Raw genomic sequence first — 22,865 nt, forward strand, 5'->3', positions numbered from 1 at the left:
AAACGCCCGGTTACATTCCGAACCCGGAAGCTAAGCCTCACAGCGCCGATGGTACTGCAGGGGGGACCCTGTGGGAGAGTAGGACGCCGCCGAACTCCTTTTAGAGCTCTGGCTCTTGGGCAACAAGCCCAAGAGCCAGAGCTTTTTTGCGTTGGGGTAAGGTCAGGGGGAAAAGTTGGCTCGTTTCCCACCACAGGAGGCCCCCGGGTGGAGGTCCAGGAGACCCGTGTCCAGACGGACCGGGTCCTCACCATCCCGAACATCCTCAGCATGGCGCGTCTCGTCGGCGTACCCGTCTTCCTGTGGCTGATCCTCAGGCCCGAGTTCGGCGGGCCCAAGAGCGACGGCTGGGCCCTGCTGGTGCTCCTGTTCAGCGGCGTCAGCGACTACCTGGACGGCAAGCTCGCCCGGCGCTGGAACCAGATCAGCAACCTGGGCCGGCTTCTCGACCCCGCCGCGGACCGGCTCTACGTTCTGTCGACGCTCGTCGGGCTCACCTGGCGCGAGATCCTGCCCCTCTGGCTGACGGCCGCGCTGCTCCTGCGTGAACTGATTCTGCTGGTGATGGTGGGGATCCTTCGGCGCCACGGCTATCCGCCGCCCCAGGTGAACTTCCTTGGGAAGGCCGCGACGTTCAATCTGATGTACGCGTTCCCGCTCCTGCTGCTCAGTGACGGAAGCGGTTGGATCCCGTCACTCGCTGCCATTTTCGGATGGGCGTTCGCAGGATGGGGTACAACGCTCTACTGGTGGGCAGGAGTGCTCTACGTGGTGCAGGTCCGTCGCCTGGTTCGCGCGGACGCCACAGCCGATTGAGCTCGGCGATTGTCCGGACGTAGTGGCCCTCGATTGCTCTCGATGGCCCGCGGCGGAAAAGTGCGGGACAATCTGGACGGGTGAAGTCGGCTAGACCGTCATCTCTTAGAGGAGGACGCTTCCGACATGAAGGCCGTCGTGATGGCCGGTGGTGAAGGCACACGCCTTCGCCCCATGACCTCAAGCATGCCCAAGCCGCTCCTTCCGGTGGTGAACCGCCCGATCATGGAGCATGTGCTACGGCTGCTCAAAAGGCATGGGCTCACCGAGACCGTCGTCACCGTGCAGTTCCTGGCATCGCTCGTCAAGAACTACTTCGGGGACGGCGAAGAGCTTGGAATGGAGCTCACCTATGCCAACGAGGAGAAGCCACTCGGTACAGCCGGAAGCGTCAAGAACGCCGAAGAGGCGTTGAAGGACGATGCTTTCCTCGTCATCTCCGGCGATGCGCTGACCGACTTCGACCTCACCGAACTGATCAACTTCCACAAGGCGAAGGGCGCGCTCGTCACGGTCTGTCTGACGCGTGTGCCCAATCCGCTGGAATTCGGCATCACCATCGTCGATGAGGAAGGAAAGGTCGAACGGTTCCTCGAGAAGCCGACCTGGGGACAGGTCTTCTCCGACACGGTGAACACGGGCATCTATGTCATGGAGCCCGAGGTATTCGACTATGTCGAGGCCGATGTTCCGGTCGACTGGTCCGGCGATGTCTTCCCGCAATTGATGAAGGAAGGCAAGCCGATCTACGGCTATGTCGCCGAGGGCTACTGGGAGGACGTCGGCACCCATGAGTCGTATGTGAAGGCCCAGGCCGACGTCCTGGAGGGCAAGGTCGACGTCGACATCGACGGCTTCGAGATATCCCCGGGCGTATGGGTGGCCGAGGGGGCCGAGGTGCACGCCGAGGCCGAACTGCGTGGGCCGCTGTACATCGGTGACTACGCCAAGGTCGAGGCCGGCGCGGAAATCCGCGAGCACACCGTCGTCGGGTCCAACGTCGTCGTGAAGAGCGGTGCCTTCCTGCACCGGGCCGTCGTCCACGACAACGTGTACGTCGGGCAGCACAGCAATCTGCGGGGCTGTGTCGTCGGGAAGAACACCGACATCATGCGGGCCGCCCGGATCGAGGACGGGGCGGTCATCGGTGACGAGTGCCTGATCGGTGAAGAATCGATCGTTCAGGGCAACGTCCGGGTCTATCCGTTCAAGACCATCGAGGCCGGCGCGTTCGTCAACACGTCGGTGATCTGGGAGTCCCGGGGGCAGGCGCATCTGTTCGGCGCTCGTGGTGTGTCCGGCATTCTGAACGTCGAGATCACCCCGGAGCTGGCCGTACGGCTCGCCGGCGCGTATGCGACCACCCTGAAGAAGGGCTCCACGGTCACGACGGCCCGCGACCACTCCCGTGGTGCCCGTGCGCTCAAGCGGGCGGTCATCTCCGCGCTCCAGGCCAGTGCCATCGAGGTACGGGACCTGGAGAACGTACCGCTGCCCGTGGCGCGGCAGCAGACCGCGCGGGGCAGTGCCGGCGGCATCATGATCCGGACTTCGCCAGGGGTGCCGGACTCCGTCGACATCATGTTCTTCGACGGGCAGGGCGCCGACCTCTCGCAGGCCAGCCAGCGCAAGCTGGACCGGATCTTCGCGCGGCAGGAGTACCGGCGCGCGTTCCCCGGCGAGATCGGCGACCTCTACTTCCCGGCCAGCGTCTTCGACTCGTACACGGGTTCGCTGCTGCGGAACGTCGACACGACCGGGATCGCCGAAGCGGGCCTCAAGGTCGTCGTGGACGCCTCCAACGGCAGCGCCGGGCTCGTCCTGCCCAGCCTGCTCGGCAAGCTGGGCGTGGACTCGCTGACCATCAATCCCGGGCTGAACGAGGCCAGGCCCACCGAGACGGCCGATCAGCGGCGGTCGGGTCTGGTGCGCCTCGGTGAGATCGTGGCGTCCTCCGGGGCCGCGTTCGGCGTGCGGTTCGACCCGGTCGGTGAGCGGCTGTCCCTGGTGGACGAGAAGGGCCGCATCATCGAGGACGACCGGGCGCTGCTCGTCCTGCTGGACCTGGTCGCCGCGGAGCGGCGCAGCGGCCGTGTGGCGCTTCCGGTCACCACGACCCGGATCGCCGAGCAGGTGGCCGCCTATCACGGCACCCAGGTCGAGTGGACGACCACCTCTCCCGACGACCTCACCCGCGTGGGCCGTGAGGAAGGCAGCATCTTCGGCGGTGACGGCAAGGGCGGGTTCATCGTCCCCGAGTTCAGCAGCGTCTACGACGGTACGGCCGCCTTCGTACGCCTGATCGGCCTGGTGGCGCGGACGCAGCTCACGCTGAGCCAGATCGACGCCAGGATCCCGCGGGCGCATGTCCTCAAGCGGGACCTGGCCACGCCCTGGGCTGTCAAGGGGCTGGTCATGCGGCGTGTCGTGGAGGCGGCCGGTGACCGCTTCGTCGACACCACCGACGGGGTACGGGTCGTCGAGACCGACGGGCGCTGGGTGATGGTGCTGCCCGACCCGGCCGAGGCGGTCACGCATCTGTGGGCGGAGGGGCCCGACGACGCCTCCGCGCAGGCCCTGTTGGACGAGTGGTCGGCGATCGTGGACAGCGCCGGACGATAAAAACCGCAGCACGCGTGCGTGCCGGACAGGTGTCCCCAAGGGGCCCGGTCCGGCACGCCGGTGGGGCCATTCGGAGGTACTGGTCGCGACGTGCGACGATGTGCGGCATGCCGCAGCAACCCCCCGTTCGGAGCAGCGCCACCCGGCCGCAGCGCCCGGACGCCTCCATGTCGTTGATCACCAACGTCATGGACCACAGCCTCGACGACGGGTACGCCGAGGCGGCCGCCCGCAAGAGGGCGCAGGGGGAGGGCGGCGGGATGCCGAAGACCCTCCGGGCCAAGCTGGGCCTGGCCGGCGGTCTGGTGCTCGCGGCCCTGGTGGTGACCGTGGGAGCGGCGCAGGCGCGGGTGACGGCGCCCGTCGTGGCCAAGGAGCGCCAGGAGCTCATCGACCGTATCGACCGGGAGACCGCGGCCGCCGACAAGCTCGAGACGAATGTCGACAAACTGCGTGACGATGTCAGCGCCCGCCAGCGTGCGGCGCTGAAGGAGAGCGGCGGCAGCGGGCAGGCGGACCTGGTGGGCATGCTCTCGGGCGCCACCGCGGTGCACGGGCCCGGTGTGAAGCTGGTCGTGAACGACGCCAAAGAGGCGTCCTCCGGCGGCGACGCCGGCAATCCCCGGGAGACCTCCGGGTTCTCCGACACCGGCCGGGTCCGCGACCACGACATGCAGCGTGTCGTGAACGGGCTGTGGGCCTCGGGTGCCGAGGCGATCTCCGTCAACGGACAGCGGCTGACCGCCCTGTCCGCGATCAGGGCCGCGGGAGACGCGATACTGGTCGACAACAGGCCGTTGGTACCGCCGTACACGGTGCTGGCGGTGGGGGACGGGCAGAAGCTCGCCTCCAGGTTCCAGGACAGCCCGGACGGGCTGTACCTGCACGCCCTGGAGCAGAACTTCGACATCAGGGCGACGATCTCCACGGAGAGCGACGTCCGGCTGCCCGCCGCACCCAGCGTGATCGTACGTACAGCACAGCCGTACACCGAGAAGACTGAGAAGGGCACATCGTGATCGCCGTACTTGGCCTCGTCGTGGGCGTCGTGGCCGGACTGTTGGTCCGTCCTGAGGTTCCGGCGGTCGTCGAGCCGTATCTGCCGATCGCCGTCGTCGCGGCGCTCGACGCCGTCTTCGGAGGGCTGCGGGCCATGCTCGACGGGATCTTCGACGACAAGGTCTTCGTGGTGTCGTTCCTGTCCAACGTGGTGGTGGCCGCGTTGATCGTCTTCCTGGGCGACAAGCTGGGCGTGGGCTCGCAGCTGTCCACCGGCGTCGTCGTGGTCCTGGGTATCCGTATCTTCTCCAACGCCGCGGCGATCCGGCGGCACGTCTTCCGGGCGTGAGCGGCATGAGCGAGCACGAGAAGCGGCCGGAGAACCCGCTGCGCAAGGAACTGCCCGACGAGGTGCCCGCCGCGGCGCCGGCGGCCGAACCGGCTGCCGATCGCAAGCCGGAGGCCGGGCTGAGCGGCCGGCAGCGGCTGGTGCAGGGGCTGTGGCCGCTGCGCGTCAGCCGGGCCCAACTGATCGTCGCCCTGCTGCTGTTCGGGCTCGGTTTCGGGCTGGCGGTGCAGGTGGCGTCGAACAGTGACAGCGACAGCGCGCTGCGCGGGGCCCGTCAGGAGGATCTTGTTCGCATCCTCGATGAACTGGACGACCGTACTCAGCGTCTTGAGGACGAGAAGACAGGACTCGACAAGCAGCGTCAGGAGTTGCAGAGCAGCTCCGACCAGGCGGCGGAGGCGCGCAGACAGACGGCCGAGAAGGAGCGGCAACTCGGCATTCTGGCGGGCACCGTGGCGGCGCAGGGTCCTGGCATCACGATGACGGTCGACGACCCGAAGGGGACGGTGCAGGCGGACATGCTGCTCGACGCGATCCAGGAGTTGCGCGCGGCCGGCGCGGAGGCGATCCAGGTCAACGGGGTACGGGTCATCGCAGGTACCTACCTGTCGGACTCGGGCAAGAGCGTGAGCGTCGACGGGAACAAGATCACCCAGCCCTACGTTTTCAAGGTGATCGGCAAGCCGCAGGACCTCGAACCGGCCCTCAACATCCCCGGAGGCGTGGTGCAGACCCTCGAGAAGGAACAGGCGACCGTGACCGTCGAGGGGTCGGCGAAGATCGTCGTGGATGCCTTGCGACCGGCGAAGCAGCCTGACTACGCTCGGTCGTCCTCACAGTGAACCGGTGGTGCATGGGGGACGTCCGGCGAGGGCATGAGGATGCGGGGGGTCGGCGCACCGGGGACCCGGTGCGTGGTGGAAACTGTCTGGTGGATACGGACGTTGTGTGGTTGTCCGGGTCGGCCGGTTTATTCAGTCAGGGTTCGTCCTGCCCCACGGGCGGGTCTGTTTCGGTCAAGGGGAATCGCCCGTGAAGTTGTTTGCGAAGTTGTTCGGCAAGAGCGCGCGAGAGGGCAGCGACAACGCGACCGCCCGCCATCGCGCACAGCCCGATGATGAGGGCCAGCGCCCGCTGTTCCGTGATCAGGTGACTGGTCAGGGGGGTGACATTTCGGGAGGTCAGGGCGCGCCGTCAGTTGACCCGTCCCAGTCCGGCGGCATAGGTTTCGGGCAACCGTCAACCTCAGGTGCGGGTGGAGGGTTCACCTCCGGCCCGTACGCGTCCAACGCCCCGGCGGGGCAGCCGCGGCAGGAGGATCCGTCCATGTCGGCCCTGGTTTGTACGAGGTGCGGTAACCGCAACGCGGAGAACGCCCGCTTCTGTTCCAACTGTGGTGCCCCGCTGCGTGCGGGCGCCGTCCCCGAGCGTGCCGCCGAGACGACGTCCACGATCTCGATCTCCGGCCTGGAGGCCTACGACGCCGAGGTCACCGGCCAGACCCAGATGCCGGCGCTCTCGCCCGAGGCGCAGGCGGCCGTCGACGCGCTGCCGCTGGGCTCCGCGCTGCTGGTCGTGCGCCGTGGCCCGAACTCCGGCAGCCGGTTCCTGCTGGACAGCGACCTGACCACGGCCGGGCGTCACCCGCAGAGCGACATCTTCCTGGACGACGTGACGGTCTCGCGTCGGCACGTGGAGTTCCGCCGCCAGCCGGACGGCTCGTTCACGGTGGCCGATGTGGGCAGCCTCAACGGCACGTACGTCAACCGGGAGCGCATCGACCAGGTCGCTCTGTCGAACGGCGACGAGGTCCAGATCGGCAAGTACCGGCTGGTCTTCTACGCGAGCCGGCACGGCATCTGACCCCCGGACCTCGTCCGGGGGGAACCCAGGGAAGAAGGTCCATGCTGCACACACCGAGCGGCGGTACCGGCCATGGCACCGCCGCCACGGAACCCGGGCTGATGAGCATCGGCACGGTGCTGAACGTGCTGCGCGACGAGTTCCCCGAAGTCACCATCTCCAAGATCCGTTTCCTGGAGTCGGAGGGGCTCATCGAGCCGCGCCGGACTCCTTCCGGGTACCGCAAGTTCAGCGCCGGGGACGTGGAGCGCCTCGGACACGTCCTGCGGATGCAGCGGGACCACTATCTGCCGCTCAAGGTCATCCGGGAGTACCTGGACGCCATGGAGCGCGGGGAAGCCGTGCAGCTGCCCGTCCTCGGGCGGCAGCGGGACGGCGAGGGCGTACTGACGGCCCCTGAGGCGCCCACGGTGGCGCGGATCGGGCGGGACGAGCTGCTCGCGGCCGCCGAGATCGACGAGGTCCGCCTCAAGGAGTGGGAGTCGTACGGGCTGATCGCTCCCCTGGAGGACGGCGTGTACGACGTGGAGGCGGTCACCGTGGCCGTGCTCGTCGCCGAGCTGGGCCGGTTCGGGATCGAGCCGCGCCATCTGCGGGTGATGAAGGCCGCCGCCGACCGTGAGGCGGGTCTGGTGGACCAGGTGGTGGCCCCGCTCAGGCGTCATCGCAACCCGCAGACCAGGGCGCACGCCGAGGCGCGTACGAAGGAGCTGGCGGCGCTCACGATGAAGCTGCACGCCGCACTGGTGCAGACCGCGCTCGGGGTGCGGCTGCCGTGATCGTTGTGACAGGTCCCGGGCGGAGGCCGGATCGGGCGCGCGTTTTTGGCCCGACTACCCAAACGTCCCGGGCACGGCCTAGGGTTGCTGTGTGAACGAGCTCGATGTCGTAGGTGTCCGGGTGGAAATGCCCTCCAACCAACCGATCGTGCTCCTGCGCGAAGTGGGAGGCGACCGTTACCTCCCCATCTGGATCGGGCCGGGGGAGGCGACGGCGATCGCCTTCGCCCAGCAGGGCATGGCCCCCGCGCGACCGCTGACCCACGACCTGTTCAAGGACGTGCTGGAGGCCGTCGGCCAGGAGCTCACCGAAGTACGCATCACGGATCTGCGTGAGGGCGTCTTCTACGCGGAGCTGGTGTTCGCCAGCGGCGTCGAGGTGAGCGCCCGTCCGTCCGACGCCATAGCGCTGGCGCTGCGCACGGGAACGCCGATCTACGGCAGTGACACGGTGCTGGACGACGCGGGCATCGCGATCCCGGACGAGCAGGAGGACGAGGTGGAGAAGTTCCGCGAGTTCCTCGACCAGATCTCGCCCGAGGACTTCGGCACCAGCAGCCAGTGAGACCGCAGCGGCCCGTCACCCACCGGAAGGTCGGGGACGGGCCGGTTTGTGGCTGGTCACAGCCGAAACTCATGGGCAATTGCCAGCGGCCATTGAGAGCGTCCTACGGCTTCCCGCCAGAGCATTCGGCTAGCCTTTCCCCGCGGTGGGGCACGGGAAACCACTCCTAGGGTGATTATCACTCGGCGTGCCGAGTGTGGCGATCGTTGACGCACCCCTGGTGACTGCCTACCGTCGAGAAGGCAGGTCAAGGACGGAGGTCGGCGTGAGAAGCAGCGGCGACGGTACGGCTGGGGGTGCCCCGGGACGCGGTCTCGGGGAGAGCGGTCCGTACCCTCCCCCGGGCTCTCGACTTCGTTCGAGTTGGGGGGACCCCCATCACAGCAGCACTACCGGTCACGCTCCGCAGCGGCCGACGGCAGTGCCGAGCGGCGAAGGGGCGGCGTCCATGGCGACCGAGGAGATCGGCTACCGCGGGCCCACGGCCTGCGCGGCGGCCGGCATCACTTATCGGCAACTCGACTACTGGGCCCGCACCGGCCTGGTCGAGCCGAGCGTGCGGCCCGCCTACGGGTCGGGTACGCAGCGCCTGTACAGCTTCCGGGACGTCGTCGTCCTGAAGATCGTCAAGCGGTTCCTGGACACCGGGGTGTCGCTCCAGAACATCCGCACCGCGGTCCAGCACCTCAGGGAACGCGGTTTCCGCGACCTGGAGCGCATGACCCTCATGAGCGACGGCGCGACGGTCTACGAGTGCACGTCCCCCGACGAGGTGCACGCCCTGCTCCAGGGCGGTCAGGGCATCTTCGGCATCGCGGTCGGCGTGGTCTGGCGGGACGTGGAAAGCGCGCTCTCGCAGCTGCACGGCGAGCGGGTCGACACCGGCGAGACACTCGTCGGGCCCAACCCCGCCGACGAGCTGGCCAGACGGCGCAACCGAGCGGTCTGAAGTCCTGGGCCCAAGGCCCCGGAACGTCCTGTGATGCCCCGGCACGGTCGAGTGCCGGGGCATTGTCAGTGGCGTGGTGCAGCATCGGAGTTGTGAGAAACGCGCCCACGATCCTGCATCTCGACATGGATGCCTTCTTCGCCTCGGTGGAGCAGGCGTCCAAGCCGAGCCTGCGCGGGAAGGCCGTGGTCGTGGGCGGCCTGGGACCACGCGGTGTGGTGGCCACCGCGTCGTACGAGGCCCGGGTGTTCGGTGTGCACTCGGCGATGCCGATGGCCCAGGCGCGCAGGCTGGCGCCGAACGCCGCGTATCTCGTGCCGCGCTTCGGGCTGTACCGGTCGATCAGCGACCAGGTGATGGCGCTGCTGCGCGCGCTGTCGCCGCTGGTGGAGCCGCTGAGCCTGGACGAGGCGTTCGTGGACCTGGAGGCCGGTGGGGCGGCCTGGGACGAGGCGTCGGCACGGCTGGCCGGGCAGAAGCTCCGCGCGGACATACGGGCGGTCACGGCGCTCACCGGGTCGGTGGGGCTGGCCGCCTCCAAGATGCTCGCGAAGATCGCCTCCGAGCGGGCCAAGCCGGACGGGCTGGTGCTGATCGAGCCGGGCACGGAGCGGGCGCTGCTGGGACCGCTGTCGGTACGGACCCTGCCGGGGGTGGGGCCGGCGACGGGGGACCACCTGCGGCGGGCCGGGATCAGCACGGTCGAGGAGATCGCCGAGGCGGGGGAGGACGAGCTCGTACGGCTGCTGGGGAAGGCGCACGGGCACGCGCTGTACGCGATGGCCCTGGCGCACGACGAGCGGCCCGTGGTGGCCGAGCGGGAGACCAAGTCGGTGTCCGTCGAGGACACGTACGACGTGGACATCCATGACCGGCTGCGGGTGGGGCTGGAAGTGCAGCGGCTGGCCGACCGGTGTGTACGGCGGCTGCGGGGGGCCGGGCTGTCGGGGCGGACCATCGTGCTGAAGGTGCGGCGGTACGACTTCTCGACGCTCACCCGGTCGGAGACGCTCCGGGGGCCCACCGACGATCCGGCCGTGGTGCGGGAGGCGGCTGCGCGGTTGCTGGACTCGGTGGACACGACGGGGGGTGTGCGGTTGCTGGGGGTGGGGGTGTCGGGGCTGGCCGACTACACGCAGGAGGATCTGTTCGCGCAGGCGGCGGCCGGGGAGGGGGTGGACGTCCTGGCGGCGGAGGCCGTGCCCGAGCCGGTCGCCGAGCAGGAGGCGGTGGCCGAGCGGCGATGGCCGGCAGGGCACGACGTACGGCACGCGGAGTACGGACACGGATGGGTGCAGGGGAGTGGACTGGGGAGGGTGACGGTGCGCTTCGAGACGCCGGGGTCCTCGGAGCCGGGGAGGGTACGGACTTTCCGGGTCGATGACCCTGGGCTGGAGCCGACGGACCCTTTGCCACTGGTGCCGGGAGGACAGGGGGTGCGGTGAGCGCCCCGTCAGGGGCGCGGGGAACTGCGCGACCAGCCCCCACCGGCCCGCAGGCGACCGACAGCAGCGCACCCACCTTCGGCGCTCACGCCCCCGCGTCCTCCGTTCCCGCCAGTTTGCCGAAGTCGTGGTCCGGGTGGTGCGGGGGTGGTGCGGTCGTGTCCAGGCCGTAGTGGTGGTAGAGCTGGAGCTCCTGCTCCGGGGACAGATGGCGGCCCACGCCGAAGTCGGGGGCGTCTTTGATCAGGGCGCGGTCGAAGGGGACCTGGAGGGTGCCCTCGACCAGTTCGCTGGGCTCCAGGGGCACGAAGGCGTCCCGGGAGAACAGGCCGGTGCGTATGGCCGCCCACTCCGGCACACCGGTCGCGTCGTCGAGGTACACCTCGTCGATCGTGCCGATCTTCGTGCCGTTGCGGTCGAACGCCTTGCGGCCGATCAGGTTGCGCGGATCGATGTCGGTCTGCACGGGCCCTCCACTTGGTCGCAACTCATCCGTAAGCACTACAAAAGAGCACATTCAAGGAGGCGGCCACTCGAAGGCCCGTGCGTTGCCCTCGCTGGTAGGCTGGCAGACGGCTGCTGACCCCGTGCGGGAGAGTCCTCCGGACAACCGGAGGCGCCGAAGGAGCAAATCCTCCCCGGAATCTCTCAGGCCCACGTACCGCACGGACGAGGTCACTCTGGAAAGCAGGGCGGATGTCGACGGCGTCCGCCCTCACCGACGGTGAAAGCCGGAGCCCACGGGCGTCCGGTGAAACTCTCAGGTTGAGATGACAGAGGGGGAGGCCGTCGGGGTACCCATGCCGGGTGCCCCTCGAAGGTCGCGTTCAGACCAGGAGGCCTCCGCAATGACCGCCCACCGCCCTTCGCTTTCCGAACTCGAACAGGGGATTCCGTTCGAGCAGCGTCACATCGGGCCCGATGACGAGGCCCGGGCGAAGATGCTCGCCCAGGTCGGGTACGGCTCGCTGGACGAGCTGACCGCCGCCGCCGTGCCGGACGTGATCAAGAACGCCGACTCCCTGGAGCTGCCGGGCGCGCGTACCGAGGCCGAGGTGCTGGCCGAGCTGCGGTCGCTCGCCGATCGCAACCAGGTGCTCGACTCGATGATCGGCCTCGGGTACTACGGGACCTTCACCCCGCCCGTCATCCTGCGCAACGTCATGGAGAACCCCGCCTGGTACACGGCCTACACCCCGTACCAGCCGGAGATCTCCCAGGGGCGCCTCGAGGCCCTGCTGAACTTCCAGACCATGGTCGCCGACCTCACCGGGCTGCCCACCTCCGGTGCCTCGCTGCTCGACGAGGGCACGGCCGCCGCCGAGGCCATGGCCCTGTCGCTGCGCATGGGCAAGAACAAGAACGGCGTCTTCGTCATCGACGCGGACGCGCTGCCGCAGACCGTCGCCGTCATCCGGACCCGGGCCGAGCCGACGGGCGTGGAGGTCGTCGTCGCCGACCTCGGCGACGGCATTCCGGCGGAGCTCGCCGCGCGTGAGATCAACGGCGTGCTCGTCCAGTACCCCGGCGCCTCCGGTGCCGTACGCGACATCAGGCCGATCGTCGAGCAGGCGCACGAGCTGGGCGCGCTCGTCACCGTCGCCGCCGATCTGCTCGCGCTGACCCTGCTGACCTCGCCGGGTGAACTCGGCGCCGACATCGCCGTCGGCACGACCCAGCGGTTCGGCGTGCCGATGGGCTTCGGCGGGCCGCACGCCGGTTACATGGCGGTCCGCGAGAAGTTCGCCCGCAGCCTGCCCGGGCGGCTCGTGGGCGTGTCCGTGGACGCCGACGGGCACAGGGCCTACCGGCTGGCCCTGCAGACCCGTGAGCAGCACATCCGCCGCGAGAAGGCCACCAGCAACATCTGCACCGCGCAGGTGCTGCTCGCCGTGATGGCCGGCATGTACGCCGTCTACCACGGGCCCGACGGGCTCAGGGCCATCGCGCGGCGCACCCACCGGTACGCCACGATCCTCGCCGCCGGGCTGAAGGCCGGCGGGGTCGGGATCGTGCACGGCGCCTACTTCGACACCCTCACCGCGCGCGTGCCCGGCAAGGCCGCCGAGATCGTCGCCGCCGCCCGGCAGGGCGGGGTCAACCTGCGGCTCGTCGACGCCGACCACGTCTCCATGGCCTGCGACGAGACCACCACCCGCGCTCAGCTCGGCGCCGTGTGGACGGCGTTCGGGGTCGAGGGCGACGTCGAGGCGCTGGACGCGGCCGCCGAGGACACCCTGCCCGAGGCGCTGCTGCGCGCCGACGGCTTCCTGGGCCACCCCGTCTTCCACGACCACCGTTCCGAGACCGCGATGCTCCGCTACCTGCGCAGGCTCGCGGACCGGGACTACGCGCTGGACCGGGGCATGATCCCGCTCGGCTCCTGCACCATGAAGCTCAACGCGACCACCGAGATGGAGCCGGTCACCTGGTCCGAGTTCGGCCAGCTGCACCCCTTCGCGCCCGCCGAGCAGGCGCAGGGCTATCTGACCCTCATCCGCGAGCTGGAGGAGCGGCTCGCCGAGGTCACCGGCTACGACAAGGTGTCGCTCCAGCCCAACGCCGGCTCGCAGGGCGAACTGGCGGGGCTGCTCGCCGTACGCGCCTACCACCGGGCCAACGGCGACGCGCAGCGGACCGTCTGCCTGATCCCGTCCTCCGCGCACGGCACCAACGCCGCCAGCGCCGTCATGGCCGGGATGAAGGTCGTCGTCGTGAAGACCGCCGGGGACGGCGAGATCGACGTCGAGGACCTGCGGGCGAAGATCGAGCAGCACCGGGACGAGCTCGCCGTGCTGATGATCACCTACCCGTCCACCCACGGGGTGTTCGAGGAGCACGTCGCGGACATCTGCGGCCAGGTGCACGAGGCCGGCGGCCAGGTGTACGTCGACGGCGCCAACCTGAACGCCCTGGTCGGCGTCGCCAAGCCGGGCCACTTCGGCGGTGACGTCTCCCACCTCAATCTGCACAAGACCTTCTGCATCCCGCACGGCGGCGGCGGTCCGGGTGTCGGTCCGGTGGCCGTACGGGCCCACCTGGCGCCGTACCTGCCGAACCACCCGCTGCAGCCCGCCGCCGGGCCGGAGACGGGCGTCGGACCCATCTCGGCCGCGCCATGGGGCTCCGCGGGGATCCTGCCGATCTCGTGGGCGTACGTCCGGCTCATGGGCGGCGAGGGCCTCAAGCGCGCCACCCAGGTGGCCGTGCTCAGCGCCAACTACGTCGCCAAGCGGCTGGAGCCGCACTTCCCGGTGCTCTACACCGGGCCCGGCGGGCTGGTCGCGCACGAGTGCATCATCGATCTGCGGCCGCTGACCAAGGCGACCGGCGTGAGCGTCGACGACGTCGCCAAGCGGCTGATCGACTACGGCTTCCACGCGCCGACGATGTCGTTCCCGGTGGCCGGCACGCTGATGATCGAGCCGACCGAGTCCGAGGACCTCGGCGAGCTGGACCGGTTCTGCGAGGCGATGATCGCCATCCGCGCGGAGATCGACAAGGTCGGGGCGGGGGAGTGGCCCGCCGACGACAACCCGCTGCGGGGCGCTCCGCACACCGCAGGCGCGCTCGGCGGGGAATGGAAGCACGCCTACACCCGGGAAGAAGCCGTCTTCCCGGCCGGGGTGTCCGCCGCCGACAAGTACTGGCCGCCGGTGCGCCGGATCGACCAGGCCTTCGGCGACCGGAACCTGGTGTGCTCGTGCCCGCCGCTGGACGTGTACGAGGACTGATCCCCAGCAGGCACCGTGGAGGCCCCGCTTCGGCGGGGCCTCCCGCGTGTCTACGCCGGGTACGCGTGCGTCTGCGTGGCCTTCACCGTCGCCCAGACCGTGGCGCCGGGATGCAGGTCCAGTTCGGCGGCGGCGACCGTGGTGAGGTCGGCGGCGAGGGGGAGCTCGCCGGTCAGGTCGGCGCGGATCTGGTCGCCGTGGGTCTCCAGGCCGGCGACCTCGCAGCGCCAGAGGTTACGGGCGCTGGCGCCGCTGGGGCGGTCCCGGAAGAGGGTGACGGCGCTCGGCGGGAACGCCACGAAGACGTCACCGGCCAGGTCCTCCGTGGTGGTGATCGCGGGGCCTGTGTCCAGTTTGACCGTGTGGCCCTCGGACCGGCCCCGGTAGAGGTTGAGGCCGACCAGGTGGGCGATGTAGTCGGTGCGCGGGTGGCGGGCGATGTCGGCGGGGATGCCCTCCTGGACGACCCGGCCCTCCTCGATGACGATCAGGCGGTCGGCCAGCACCATGGCATCCAGCGGATCATGCGTGACCAGTACGGCCACGGCCTCGAACTCGGCCAGGTGGCGGCGGAGTTGGGACCGTACGTCGAGGCGGGTGCGGGCGTCCAGGGCCGCGAGGGGTTCGTCCAGGAGCAGCAGACGGGGACGGGTGGCCAGGGCGCGGGCCAGCGCGACGCGCTGGGCCTGCCCGCCGGAGAGACGGCGGGGTTTGGCGCCGGCGTGCTCGGCGAGGCCCATGCGGTCCAGCCATGCGGCCGCCTGGGCGCGGGACTCGGCCTTGGTCGCGCCCTGGCAGCGGGGGCCGAAGGCGACGTTGTCGAGGGCCGTGAGGTGGGGGAAGAGGAGGTAGTCCTGGAAGACGACGCCCACCGGACGGGACTCGGGGGGCGTACGGTCCAGCTCCGTGCCGTCGAGGCGGAGGTGGCCGGTGGTGAGCGGGGTGAGGCCGGCGAGGGCCCGGAGGGCGGTGGTCTTGCCCGCGCCGTTGGGGCCGAGGAGCGCGACGACCTCGCCGGGGGCGGCGGCGAGGGTGATGTCGAGGCGGAAGGCGGGACGGGTGACGACGAGGCGGGCGTCGAGGCCGTCGGGGGTCGGATTGGTCATGTTTCCTTACGCCCCCGCCATCCACCGGTCCCGCAGCCCCGCGAGGACCGCGATCGACACGGTCAACAGCACCAGGCTGAGCGCGATCGCCGCCTCGGGGTCGTTCTGGAGGGCCAGGTAGACCGCGAGCGGCATGGTCTGGGTGCGGCCGGGGAAGTTGCCGGCGAAGGTGATCGTCGCTCCGAACTCGCCCAGGGCCCGGGCCCAGGCCAGGACCGCGCCGGCCGCGATGCCCGGTGAGATCAACGGCAGCGTGACCCGGCGGAACGCCGTGAAGCGGGACGCGCCCAGGGTGGTCGCCGCCTCCTCGTAGCGGGGGTCGGCGGCCCGCAGTGTGCCCTCGACGCTGATCACCAGGAACGGCATGGCCACGAAGGACTCGGCGACGACGACTCCGGCCGTGGTGAACGGGAGTGTGATGCCGAACCAGGAGTCCAGCCACTGGCCGACCACCCCGTTGCGGCCGAGGGCGAGGAGCAGGGCCACACCGCCCACCACCGGGGGGAGGACGAGGGGGAGGGTGACCAGCGCCCGTACGAAACCCCGCCCGGGGAACTCCGTGCGGGCCAGGAGCCAGGCCAGCGGGACGCCCAGGAACAGGCTCACGGCCGTCGCCGCCGTCGCGCTGAACAGGGACAGCTGGAGGGCCTGCCACACCTCCGTGCTGGTCAGCAGGGACGGCAGGCTGCTCCAGGGGGCCCGCACCAGGAGCGCGAGCAGCGGCAGGAGGAGGAACGCCAGGGCTACCGCTCCGGGGAGGAGGAGCGGTAGCGGTACGGCTGTCCGGACGCGCCGGCGCCGCAAGCCGCCCGTGAGGGTGTCGGCCGCGGCACCGGACTCGTCGGCCTTCGTCACGGCTTGAGGAACCCGGCCTGGTTCAGGACCTGCTGGCCCTCGGCGGACTGCACCAGCGCGATGAACGCCTTGGCCACCGCCGGGTTCGGGGCGTTCTTCAGCAGGGCGATCGGGTAGTCGTTGATGGCGTTCGCGGACTCGGGGAACTCCACGCCCTCCACCTTGCTGCCCGCGGCCTTCACGTCCGTCTTGTAGACGACGGCCGCGTCGGCCTCCTTGAGGACCACCTTGTTGAGGGCGGACTTCACGTCCTCCTCGTAGGAGACCGGGGTCAGCTTGAGCTTGCTGGCGTCCAGGGCCTTCTGCGCGGCGGCGCCGCACGGCACCGTCTTGTCGCAGAGCACGACCTTCAGGCCGGACTTGGTGAGGTCCTTGAGGGAGGAGATCTTGTCGGGGTTGCCCGGCAGGGTGGCGATCTCCAGCTGGTTGCGGACGAAGGTGGCCGGGGTGGTGGCAGTGTCCTTCTTGTCGGTCACGATCGCCATGGTCTTGGCGCTCGCGGCGGCGAACACGTCGGCCGGCGCACCGCTGGTGATCTGCGCGGCGAGGGTGTCACTGCCGCCGAAGCTGAAGGTGACGGTGGTGCCGGGGTGGGCCTTCTCGAAGTCGGCCTTGAGCGTGGTGAAGCTCTCCTTGAGGGAGGCCGCCGCGAAGACGGTGATCGAGCCCGACAGCTTGGGCGACGCCGACGACGAGGTGTCCGACTTCGTCTTCGCGGACGAGTTGTCGTCCGAGGACGAGGACGAGCAGGCGCTCAGGGCCAGCAGCGCCGCGACCGAGACACCGGCCACCTGGAGCGTCCGCCGGGTCCGGCGCGCGGAACGGGTCATCACGAGTGAACTCCTCTGAACTCATGGGAAAAAGCTGTCGCGCCCTGCAGCGACCCGGGTATCGGCCGCCAGCCGATGATACTGCCGCATTTGCCAGGCGTAAGTCTCCTGTCACATCGCATGAGCTGCATACTTGTGACTTGAGCCTGGCATGTGCGTTTGTACGGTGATGTGCTGTGGGTACCGTCACTCGGGAGGTGGCCGCACATGACGCTCGCCCAACTCGTCCTCACCGGAGATCTGGCGCGACCGGTCCGGCTCACCGTGCCCGACCTCCTGCGCTGGCCCCAGCACCGGGTGCGGGTCAGCTTCGAGTGCGCCACCAGCGGCGTCCAGCACCACGGCTTCACCGGCCCACGGCTGTACGACGTCCTGACCGACGCCGGACCGGGCTTCGACCCCGTCCGGCGCAAGGACCGGCTGCGCTTCCTCATCGCGGTCACCGGCGCCGACGGGCACCACGCCCTGCTCTCGTGGGCCGAGATCGACCCCGATTTCGCCCATGCTCCCGTTCTGCTCGGTGTGAGCATCGACGACACCCCGCTGGACCGGGCGGGTCCGCAACTGGTCCTGCCGCAGGACCGCTGCGGGGCCCGGCACATCAGCGGCATCAGGGCGATACGGGTGGACGGGGAATACGGCGGCCGGCATCCCGCGCCCGCCGCACCCGGCCGCGCGTCAGCGGCGACTCCGTGAGCCGCGGGAACCCGGCCTCACCCGGTCACACGCGGTCGATGTGCACGTTCGTCGACTTCACCCGGGCGGTGGCCTCCATGCCCACCTCCAGGCCCAGTTCCTCCACGGCCTCGCGGGTCAGGAGGGAGACCAGGCGGTGCGGGCCGGCCTGGATCTCGACCTGGGCGGCCACGTCACCGAGCTTGATCGCGGTGACGATGCCGGGGAAGGCGTTGCGGACCGAGGTGTAGGAGGCGTCCTCCTCGCCCGCGCCGGCCTTGGCCAGTTCGACGGAGAACGCGGCGAGGTCCGTGCCGTCGATGAGCCGCCGGCCGCCCTCGTCGCGATGGGTGGCCATCCGGCCCGCGTCCGCCCAGCGGCGGGCGGTGTCCGGGCTGACGCCGAGCAGCCGTGCCGCCTGGCCGATCGTGTAGGAAGGCATGCGCTCACGATAGGGCCGGGGGGCGGGGCACACGGACATCGGGGCGCTGGTCAGGTGAGGCCGGACGCCTCCAGGACCGCGCGTGCGGTCGTGTCGTCGATCTCGTGGCCGAGCCGGGCGAGGACCTCGGCGCCCCGGCGCAGGGTGCCGCGTTCCAGGGAGCGCCGGACACCGGTGTCCAGTTCGTGCCAGAGCAGGGGGTTGGCGTGCAGGACGCCGGGGTCGAGCTCCAGCCGGTTGCCGGCGGTGTCGCGCAGGACCAGATGGGTGGAGAGGTCGCCGTACTGGCCGACGTAGACGAGGGAGTCGGTACGGACGCTGCGGCGGCGGAGCGGGCCGTGCACGGCCAGCCAGCCGGGGCCCGCCGTGACCCGGGCAGGCAGCAGCATGCTGAGGATCGCGGTCGACAGGGCGACCCAGAGCAGGGCGCGGGCCGGGGTGAGGGTGCCGGCGTCCCAGTCCACCAGGAGCGTGAGGCAGCCGAAGCCGAGAGCGCAGCCCAGGGCCAGGCACGCGCTGCCGCGCCAGGTGCGGTCACCGGCCGCCCGGCCCCTGCGTCTTCTGTCCTCCATGGGGCCGACGGTAGGGGCCGGTGGACGCACGGGACCGGCCCCTGACAGGGTTCTTATGCGGACCGAGCGGTTATTGACGGGATTCTTACGGCGCGACCGCGTCCCGGGGTGGACGCGTCCCCGGGGTGGGGGCTCAGCCCGTGTGGACGCGCGGCCGCCGGGCGCGGTCCGGCTCCGCCTCGCGCAGCACCTCGCGGGTGACCGGGGCGACCTCGCCCTGGCCGAAGAGGAAGAAGCGCAGGAAGTTGGCGAACGGGCTGCCCTCGGTCCACTCGAAGTAGATGTGCGGGATGCAGCCGGTCTCGTCGCGGACGTGCAGCAGCAGCGCGGCGAGGGCGTTGGGGATGGAGGCCGACTCCAGGGTCAGGACGCGGTAGCGGTTGTGCAGCACCTCGCCGCGTACCGTCAGGCCCGCCTCGAACTCGGAGGGGTCGGTGACCGTGACCTCGACGAAGACGAAGTCCTCCTGCTCGGGCATGTCGTTGTCGGCCCGGATCTGGTCGATCTTGTCACGGTACTCGGCCTTGTCGCGCCGGTCCGGCTCATTGGCGATGAACCGCATCTTGCGGCTGGCCATGTCACGGATGAAACGATCCGCCATGTCGTCGAGCGTCACGCTCGTCACGCGCAGTTCGAAGGCACGGGCGAGCCGGGACAGCAGCGAGACCAGGATGATGCCGACGATAAAGCAGGCACCGATCTTCACACCGTCGGGGCGTTCGATGACGTTGACGACGGTCGTGTAGAGGAAAACCGCCGAGATCACCGCGAACGCGATGGTCCACCTGCGCTGCCCGGCCTTGCGGGAGGCGATGGTCACCGCGACGGCGGCGGAGCTGATCAGGACGAGGACACCGGTGGCGTAGGCGCCGCCCTGCGCGTCCACGTCGGCGTCGAAGATCCAGGTCACCAGGAAGGCGATCAGGGTGAAGACGATGACCATCGGGCGCACCGCGCGGGCCCAGTGCGGGGCCATGCCGTAGCGGGGCAGATAGCGGGGCATCAGGTTGAGCAGGCCGGCCATCGCGGAGGCGCCGGCGAACCACAGGATGCAGATGGTCGAGACGTCGTAGACCGTGCCGAAGGCGCCGCCCAGGTACTGGTGCGCGAGGTAGGCGAGCGCACGGCCGTTGGCGGCGCCGCCGGCCTTGAACGCGTTCTCGGGGATCAGCAGCGTGGTGATGAAGCTGGTCGCGATCAGGAAGCAGCTCATGATCAGGGCGGCCGTGGTGAGCAGCTTCTTGGTGTCCCGGATCCGGCCGGTGGGCCGTTCCTCGGTGTCCCCCGCGTCGCCCTTGACGTGAGGCATGACGGCGACGCCGGTCTCGAAGCCGGACAGGCCCAGGGCGAGCTTCGGGAACACGATCAGGGCCACGCCGATCATCACGAAGACGTTGCCGTGTTCCGCGGTCAGCGCGCTGGTCCAGTCGGTGACGACATGCTCGGCGGTCAGGACGTGGTAGAAGCCGACGATCACGACGACGACGTTCAGCGCGAGGTAGACGCCGACCAGGGCGACCGCGACGCCGATCGCCTCCAGGAACCCCTTGAGGAAGACCGCGCCGAGCAGGGCCACCAGGAACAGCGTGATGACCATCTGGTGGCCGTGCAGGGTGCTGGTCAGATGCGGGTTCTCGACCAGGTGGGTGGAGGCGTCGGCGGCCGACAGGGTGATGGTGATCAGGAAGTCGGTGGCGGCGAAGCCGAGCAGGGTCAGTACGAACAGCTTGCCCTGCCAGAAGGAGAGCAGCCGCTCCAGCATGGCGATGGAGCCCTCGCCGTGCGGGCTCTCCTCGGCGACGCGGCGGTAGACCGGCAGGGCGCCGGCCAGGGTGACGATGACCAGCACGATGGTCGCGATCGGCGACAGCAGACCGGCCGCCAGGGCGGCGATGCCCGGCTGGTAGCCGAGGGTCGAGAAGTAGTCCACACCGGTCAGGCACATCACCCGCCACCAGCGCTGGCCCTGGTGCGCGGGCTCGGGCTGTGCGTGGGGCCCGGTGTGGCCGCCGCCCTTGCCCATGTCGGACAGCCCCTCCAGCATCCAGGCGCGCAGGCGACTGGGAGGGGGGTGTTCGGTCGTGGCCATGGGGTGGGCTCCTGGTGTCCGGCGCGGGGTGGTTGCGGCGCAGTTCGATTCCGGCCATCACGCGGACGGCGGCACCAGCGTAAGCAGAGAGTGACGCGTGGGCCCACGGATAGCGGCGGGCTGGGCGTCAAGCTTGCGTTAAGAATGGCCTGGCGGGCGGCGGTCGAGCATCAAGAAGAGGTGGCCCGGGGGCCGAAACGAGGCGCTGGGCTGTACGGGGGACGGCGGGCGGGTGCGGGGTACCGGACACCGAGCGTTATCCCGTACGACACCCGGCCCGCGCCTCTTCTCACCCGCTCCGCCCTTCGTGTACGAACGGACTGCCGACCGCGTGGCGCACTTACTCGCCGACCAGCCCGAAGCCGACGGTCCAGGTGCGAACCGCTGTGGGCGTGCGGGCCGTTGCCGCCGGCGGTGGGGCTGACGGCGCCGGGGCTCGGACCTCGGCCTGCGGAGTTCCCTGCGGGACGCACGGCACGCGACTGCCCAGCGGCGCGGGGCTGTGCCGACGCCCGGTTCCGCGGTGCGGTCGCGACCGGCACCCAGGCACCCGTAGCCGAAGAACCGGCCCCTTCCCGCGGAGCGCTATGCGTCCGCCAGCCTCGCCTCCTCCAGGTCCAGCGAGCGCTGCAGCCGCCGCCGCGTGGTGTCGCTGATCGAGTGCTCGTCGTAGAGACGCCGTAGCTCCTGCGCCTCCACCGCTATCAGGTCGCGGCGCAGGTGCCGGTAGACCAGGTCGGCCGACTCGACCGTGCTGTCGGCCAGCCGGTCGCGGGCGTCGTCCAGGCGGGCGTTCAGACCGCGCCGGAGCCGGTCGAGGACCACGTCCGGCACCGCCTCCAGCTCGGACAGCTCCTCCAGGCGCCGGATGCCCGCGTCCGCCAGCCGGCAGCGGGCGGCGGCCTCCTCGCGCTCGGTGTGGTCGGGCTCCAGGGCGATGCCGGAGCGGCGCACGACCGGGGCCAGGGTGAAGCCCTGGACGACCAGGGTGACGACCACGACCGACGTGGTGAGGACCAGCACCAGCGGGCGCTCGGTCAGCGCCGAACCGTCCTTCGCCGCCACCGGGATCGACAGCGCGGCCGCCAGCGGCACCACGCCCCGGGTGCCGGCCCAGGTCAGCACCACCGGCAGCCGCCAGCTCGGCCGCTGTACGCCGCCCTTGCGCTGGACCAGCGCCGACAGCGGGGCGAGCCACAGCAGCCGTACCGCGATCAGTGTGCCGGCCACCGCCAGCGCGTACAGCGGCCATGCCCTGTCACCGTCGGACAGCGCCCGCACCTGGGCGGGCAGCGCGAGCCCTATCAGGCTGAAGACCACGCTCTCCAGCAGGAAGACGACGGTGCCGTAGACGGCGTGCAGCTGGAGCCTGATGCGGGCGTTGGTGAGCCGGTCGCCGCGCCCGCCCAGGACCACGCCCGCGACCACCACGGACGTGACGCCGGAGGTGTGGGCCGCCTCCGCGAGGACGTACGCCGTGTACGGCGTCACCAGCGATATGACCGTCTCCAGGACCGGGTCCTCGGTGCGCCGCCTGATCACCGTGACGACACCGGCGACGAGCGCGCCGATCAGCGTGCCGCCGCCCGCCAGCAGCAGGAACTCGCCGCCCGCGGCGCCCCAGTTCGCCGCCGCCGAGGCCACCGCGACGCTCACCGCGACCCGGTAGAGCACCAGGGAGGTCGCATCGTTGAAGAGGCTCTCCGCCTGGACGAGCATCTGCACCCTCGGCGGCAGCGCCAGCCGGCGGCCGAGCGCGGTCACCGCGACCGGGTCGGTGCTGGCCAGGATCGCGCCGAGCACCAGCGCCATCTGCCAGGACAACGGGGTGACCAGCGAGGCCACCATGCCGACGGCCGCCGCCGAGGCCAGCACCAGTCCTATGGCGAGCACGCCTACCGGCTTCCAGACGGCCTTCAGCTCGCGCCAGGAGACGTCCTCGGCGCTGGCGTAGAGCAGCGGCGGGAGGACGACGAGACCGATGATCTCCGGGCTGATCCGGATCTGCGGGGTGCCCGGCAGCAGGGCCACGGCGAGGCCGGCGACCACGAGTAGCGAGGGGGCGGGAATCCGCCACCGGCGCGCGAAGGTCGCCACGAGCGTGGCCAGTACCACGAGTGCCAGAACCGTACCCACGCCGCGCATGCCGTCCCCCTGGGGCCCGAACGGGAGCCA

Annotated in this window: 20 protein-coding genes, 1 rRNA gene and 1 riboswitch; of the genes, 13 read left to right on the forward strand and 8 right to left on the reverse strand. The window is 70.3% G+C overall.

Annotated features, from left to right (window positions below; genetic code table 11):
* From rrf to AB0D85_RS36020, 11 genes are all read left to right on the forward strand, one after another.
* Nucleotides 1-95, forward strand: a 5S ribosomal RNA gene (gene rrf / locus AB0D85_RS35970); the annotation flags it as partial.
* Between the two features lie 112 nt (nt 96-207).
* Complete coding sequence (locus tag AB0D85_RS35975) at nt 208-816, forward strand: CDP-alcohol phosphatidyltransferase family protein (RefSeq protein WP_362329609.1); 609 nt, start codon at nt 208-210, stop codon at nt 814-816.
* Nucleotides 817-942: 126 nt separating this feature from the next.
* Entirely contained in the window at nt 943-3,438 is a 2,496-nt protein-coding gene (locus tag AB0D85_RS35980; protein ID WP_362329612.1) for a mannose-1-phosphate guanyltransferase, read from the forward strand.
* Between the two features lie 107 nt (nt 3,439-3,545).
* A complete protein-coding gene (locus tag AB0D85_RS35985) occupies nt 3,546-4,457 on the forward strand; it encodes a DUF881 domain-containing protein (RefSeq protein ID WP_362329614.1) in 912 nt (303 codons plus the stop codon).
* Complete coding sequence (locus tag AB0D85_RS35990) at nt 4,454-4,786, forward strand: small basic family protein (protein ID WP_046727248.1); 333 nt, start codon at nt 4,454-4,456, stop codon at nt 4,784-4,786. Before AB0D85_RS35985 ends, AB0D85_RS35990 begins: the two co-directional genes overlap by 4 nt.
* Before the next feature lie 5 nt (nt 4,787-4,791).
* Nucleotides 4,792-5,628: a DUF881 domain-containing protein gene (locus AB0D85_RS35995; RefSeq protein ID WP_362329618.1), complete on the forward strand. Its 837-nt coding sequence runs from the start codon at nt 4,792-4,794 to the stop codon at nt 5,626-5,628.
* A 190-nt stretch (nt 5,629-5,818) separates the two neighbouring features.
* Entirely contained in the window at nt 5,819-6,649 is an 831-nt protein-coding gene (locus AB0D85_RS36000) for an FHA domain-containing protein (RefSeq protein ID WP_362329621.1), read from the forward strand.
* A 41-nt stretch (nt 6,650-6,690) separates the two neighbouring features.
* Nucleotides 6,691-7,428, forward strand: a complete 738-nt coding sequence (locus AB0D85_RS36005; protein WP_362329624.1) for a MerR family transcriptional regulator — start codon at nt 6,691-6,693, stop codon at nt 7,426-7,428.
* Nucleotides 7,429-7,519: 91 nt separating this feature from the next.
* The gene (locus AB0D85_RS36010; protein ID WP_026253112.1) at nt 7,520-7,993 is read left to right on the forward strand and encodes a bifunctional nuclease family protein; all 474 of its coding nucleotides are present in this window, start codon (nt 7,520-7,522) and stop codon (nt 7,991-7,993) included.
* Nucleotides 7,994-8,258: 265 nt separating this feature from the next.
* Nucleotides 8,259-8,942, forward strand: coding sequence for a MerR family transcriptional regulator (locus tag AB0D85_RS36015; RefSeq protein WP_362329628.1), 684 nt, complete (start codon nt 8,259-8,261; stop codon nt 8,940-8,942).
* Nucleotides 8,943-9,034: 92 nt separating this feature from the next.
* Nucleotides 9,035-10,387: a DNA polymerase IV gene (locus AB0D85_RS36020; protein WP_362329631.1), complete on the forward strand. Its 1,353-nt coding sequence runs from the start codon at nt 9,035-9,037 to the stop codon at nt 10,385-10,387.
* 85 nt (nt 10,388-10,472) lie between these two features.
* Here the strand turns inward: AB0D85_RS36020 and AB0D85_RS36025 are convergent, their stop codons facing one another.
* Nucleotides 10,473-10,853 carry a PRC-barrel domain-containing protein gene (locus tag AB0D85_RS36025; protein WP_362329634.1) on the reverse strand — a complete coding sequence of 127 codons (381 nt, stop codon included), beginning with the start codon at nt 10,851-10,853 and terminating at the stop codon, nt 10,473-10,475.
* Nucleotides 10,854-10,967: 114 nt separating this feature from the next.
* A riboswitch (glycine riboswitch) is annotated at nt 10,968-11,061 on the forward strand.
* A gap of 174 nt (nt 11,062-11,235) precedes the next feature.
* On the opposite strand from AB0D85_RS36025, the gene gcvP reads away from it, so the two are divergent.
* Nucleotides 11,236-14,121 carry an aminomethyl-transferring glycine dehydrogenase gene (gene gcvP, locus AB0D85_RS36030; RefSeq protein ID WP_362329637.1) on the forward strand — a complete coding sequence of 962 codons (2,886 nt, stop codon included), beginning with the start codon at nt 11,236-11,238 and terminating at the stop codon, nt 14,119-14,121.
* Between the two features lie 50 nt (nt 14,122-14,171).
* Here the strand turns inward: gcvP and AB0D85_RS36035 are convergent, their stop codons facing one another.
* From AB0D85_RS36035 to modA, 3 genes are read right to left on the reverse strand one after another with little or no spacing between them, the layout of a single operon-like run.
* Entirely contained in the window at nt 14,172-15,227 is a 1,056-nt protein-coding gene (locus AB0D85_RS36035) for an ABC transporter ATP-binding protein (protein ID WP_362329640.1), read from the reverse strand.
* A 6-nt stretch (nt 15,228-15,233) separates the two neighbouring features.
* Nucleotides 15,234-16,082 carry an ABC transporter permease gene (locus tag AB0D85_RS36040; RefSeq protein ID WP_362329643.1) on the reverse strand — a complete coding sequence of 283 codons (849 nt, stop codon included), beginning with the start codon at nt 16,080-16,082 and terminating at the stop codon, nt 15,234-15,236.
* Nucleotides 16,079-16,912: a molybdate ABC transporter substrate-binding protein gene (gene modA / locus AB0D85_RS36045; protein WP_362329646.1), complete on the reverse strand. Its 834-nt coding sequence runs from the start codon at nt 16,910-16,912 to the stop codon at nt 16,079-16,081. The genes AB0D85_RS36040 and modA overlap by 4 nt, the downstream gene beginning before the upstream one ends.
* Before the next feature lie 207 nt (nt 16,913-17,119).
* On the opposite strand from modA, the gene AB0D85_RS36050 reads away from it, so the two are divergent.
* Nucleotides 17,120-17,608: a molybdopterin-dependent oxidoreductase gene (locus AB0D85_RS36050; protein WP_362329649.1), complete on the forward strand. Its 489-nt coding sequence runs from the start codon at nt 17,120-17,122 to the stop codon at nt 17,606-17,608.
* Between the two features lie 25 nt (nt 17,609-17,633).
* Here the strand turns inward: AB0D85_RS36050 and AB0D85_RS36055 are convergent, their stop codons facing one another.
* From AB0D85_RS36055 to AB0D85_RS36070, 4 genes are all read right to left on the reverse strand, one after another.
* Nucleotides 17,634-18,029 carry a helix-turn-helix transcriptional regulator gene (locus tag AB0D85_RS36055; protein ID WP_362329652.1) on the reverse strand — a complete coding sequence of 132 codons (396 nt, stop codon included), beginning with the start codon at nt 18,027-18,029 and terminating at the stop codon, nt 17,634-17,636.
* 50 nt (nt 18,030-18,079) lie between these two features.
* Nucleotides 18,080-18,601, reverse strand: coding sequence for a hypothetical protein (locus tag AB0D85_RS36060; protein WP_362329655.1), 522 nt, complete (start codon nt 18,599-18,601; stop codon nt 18,080-18,082).
* A 133-nt stretch (nt 18,602-18,734) separates the two neighbouring features.
* A complete protein-coding gene (locus AB0D85_RS36065) occupies nt 18,735-20,690 on the reverse strand; it encodes an amino acid transporter (protein WP_362329658.1) in 1,956 nt (651 codons plus the stop codon).
* Between the two features lie 585 nt (nt 20,691-21,275).
* On the reverse strand, nt 21,276-22,835 hold the full coding sequence (locus tag AB0D85_RS36070) for a Na+/H+ antiporter (RefSeq protein WP_362330085.1): 1,560 nt from the start codon (nt 22,833-22,835) through the stop codon (nt 21,276-21,278).
* Nucleotides 22,836-22,865: the final 30 nt, after the last annotated feature.

It is taken from the genome of Streptomyces sp. NPDC048277 (genome assembly GCF_040652235.1).
Lineage (GTDB): Bacteria > Actinomycetota > Actinomycetes > Streptomycetales > Streptomycetaceae > Streptomyces.